2 protein-coding genes and 1 pseudogene are annotated in these 3035 nt (G+C 32.4%); all 3 read right to left on the bottom strand.

Features of this window, described 5'->3' with window-relative positions; all coding sequences use genetic code 11:
* Positions 1-440: hypothetical protein (locus F6K22_RS37300; RefSeq protein WP_293109809.1), on the bottom strand; the 440-nt coding region annotated here is incomplete at its 3' end.
* A 321-nt stretch (positions 441-761) separates the two neighbouring features.
* Entirely contained in the window at positions 762-2132 is a 1371-nt protein-coding gene (gene gntT / locus F6K22_RS37295; protein WP_363275264.1) for a guanitoxin biosynthesis MATE family efflux transporter GntT, read from the bottom strand.
* A gap of 606 nt (positions 2133-2738) precedes the next feature.
* Positions 2739-3035 (bottom strand): annotated as a pseudogene (locus tag F6K22_RS37290) (hypothetical protein); the annotation flags it as partial.

Here is a 3035-nt window from a genome sequence, read left to right as displayed (position 1 = left end):
TCTAATGCCTTGCAAATAAAATAAGCTACAACTGTACAACAATTATTTTTGAGAAAATGATATTTAGTTTTTTCTTCTGATAAATCATTCTGTAAATACTTTTGATAGAACTCTCTAATCCGAGATTCATTTAAACCATAAATAACAATTTTATTATTAGGTTTACTATCCCGGCGATCGCAATCTTTTTTAAAGGAAGTCGATTTTTCTCTAGGAATAAAACTATCGACTATGATAGATTCCAAAGAAGCATATTTCTGAGAATTTGGCAAAAAAGCTATAGAGTTTTTAATTTTAGGATGATGACTTATATAAATTTTATCTTTGGGATTCCTGTCATTAATAACCTCCATAGAAACGTGACCTACATCTAATCCATATATAGCATTATATGCAGTATATCCAAGTGTACCTTTCCAGAAATTAATTATTACTGTCATTTCAGTTATCAGTTATCAGTTATCAGTTATCAATTATCATACCAAATCCGCATTAGTGAGAGTGTATTTTTTTTAAGTTACCGAAAAGTACAAGGTTTAGAAGCGGTCGGAAAGCGGAGCATTGCGTAGGATCGGATGGATGGGTTGCCTAACCATATCCAATCTCCCCTTGAGAAGAAAAAAATTTCCTTTTTAAGAAGAGGTAATTATTAGTTATTAGTTATTAATTATTGAAAGCCTTTTTTGATACCTGGATTTTAGTAATTCCTGAAGTCGGAGGGTTTAAATCTAATTTAATGGTAATTTATGGAATAATTCGAGTTATTTAGAAGTAAAAAAATTTTTTTCGTTATTGTCTTTGATAAGTTCTATTGAGGGAGAAAAATTTTCAACGGTTGTATTAGGAATAGCCATACCTAAAGTAATCGCCCTAGTCGCCATAAACATTGCTAGAGCTAACCATAATATATGATTACTTTTTAACAACCAACCCACTATAGCAAAGGGTAAAAATCCTGCTAAAGTAGCCATTGATGTAGAATTTCGCAATAAATTTCCTGCAGTTAGACCCAGAAAATAACCATCTAACATATAAGCCATACCCCCAAATCCCAAGACAGGTATCAACCAAAAAACATAACTACTGATATTGTTAACAACTTGAGTATGATTAGTCAATAAACCAAATAAAGAAGTCGGGAATAAACAGAAGATTAAGGCGAAAATTAGTCCTATACTTACACTTGCTATGCCTGATGATTTTACTAATACCTTTAATTGTTCTTGATTTCCTTCACCATAACTTTTACCTGCTAAACTTTCTGTGGCAAAAGCTAAACCGTCAATAAAATAAGCGGCTAATGTCACTACCTGTAATAACAGAGTATTAGTTGCTAAAACTAAAGTATTTATGTATGAGCTTAAATTAGTAAATATAGCAAAAGTAGAAATTAGGGCAAAAGTGCGAATCAGAATATCTCGATTGAGAATAAAAGTTTCTCTAATTACTTGAGACTGCCAAATATCTTTGATTAACTGAGGAATTTCTGCCAAAGAGATGAACTTAAAAACACAAATTATGCCTACGACTAAAGTAATATATTGGCTTATTGCTGTAGCACTACCCGCACCGCTACTTTCCCATCCCCAACGAACAATAAAAATATAATCTAAGATAATATTTGTTCCTTTATTAACTACTGATAATAGTAAAACTTTTCCTCCTTGTTCGAGTCCTAAAAACCAACCTATTAATACGAAGTTTAATAAGGTAGCAGGGGCACCCCAAATTAAACTTTGATAGTAACTAATACCACTAGCTTTAACTTCTGGAGTAGCACTAAGTAAACTAAAGCCAATTTCTCGTAAAGGATATTTGAAAATCAGAATTATTGTGGCAATAGCTAGAGCAATTAAACAATTCCGCAGACAAATTTGCTTTACTTCCATATCGTTTCCACTACCTCTAGCTTGAGCAGTTGTACCAGTCGTACTCATGCGTAAAAAGCCAAAAGTCCAGTAAATATAGTTAAATAAAATTGTGGCTAGGGAAACTCCTGCTAAATGATGAATTTCATCTAAATAGCCTAAAAAAGCTAAGTCTACTAGACTTGCTAAAGGCACCATTAAATTAGATAAAATGTTGACTAACGCTAATCTGAGAAAGCCATTTTGAATAACAGATTTCATCATTAAAAAAAAAGGGTCATTTCAGTTATCAGTTATCAGTTATCAGTTATCAGTACCTCTGCAATAAGGAGGCTTGAAATTTAAAATATTCTTTTTTTTATCTCCTTAAAATGGGAGGCTTTAGACCAGAATTTTTCGGTAAGAGCGAATTTAATTCTATAAGGTCAGAAAATTATATTACTATTCGCTGCAATTGATTAAAAATTGGATAATAATTATAGCAGATTCCACTTTAGTGAAGAACACTCATCGCGGGCAAGATGCTATAGCGGGCAAGATGCTATAGCGGGCAAGATGCCCGCACTGGGAACATTTAATTGTTAATATCCGCACTTCTTCTGGGAGGAATCTGCTGTAAATGTCGCTAAAATTTCCAAGTTTTTCAAGATGATTATATTGGCTGAGAATAATAGAGTTGATAAACTTTTTCAACCCACTACCGTAAGAAGTTTGTTGAGAAATAATCATCCTACATTGAGAAAAAGCAGGTCTACTTATAGCACTATATCTGGATAATTAGGTACTGTTTATATTAATCTCTTTTTCCAGATTCTGGTGTTCCCTGAAGTTCTAAAACTTTTTACTTTCAAGAGTCGAAAACTGCTGTACTTATCTTCGACGAAGAAAGCATAGCTTTTTGTCTTTAACTTGAATTGGTTTTTTTTCGCCATTAAATTCTTCTATTTTTATATAGTCAAGGGGTTTATTTAGTTGATTATTATAAAATCTGAAAATACTAAAACCAGCACTCCCAATTACCAGAAACCCAAGAATGCTCGTCAATATTATTTGAGTAAACTTTCGTGTTTCAGAAGGGGCTAATACTTTTAAGGGAATTAAAGCATCAAGGGCTAATTCTGCTGATGAATATCTATCTTTATAATTAGGTTGTACCATTTTTTCTAG

Origin of the sequence: Okeania sp. SIO2F4, from assembly GCF_010672385.1 — a bacterium.
Taxonomy (GTDB): domain Bacteria; phylum Cyanobacteriota; class Cyanobacteriia; order Cyanobacteriales; family Microcoleaceae; genus Trichodesmium.
The sequence above is the reverse complement of the archived record's forward strand: the minus strand, read 5'-3'. Positions and strand labels throughout refer to the sequence as shown.

Coding starts and splice junctions, on each gene's coding strand:
- gntT (WP_363275264.1), bottom strand. CDS start 2,132: ATGATGAAATCTGTTATTCAAAATGGCTTTCTCAGATTAGCGTTAGTC.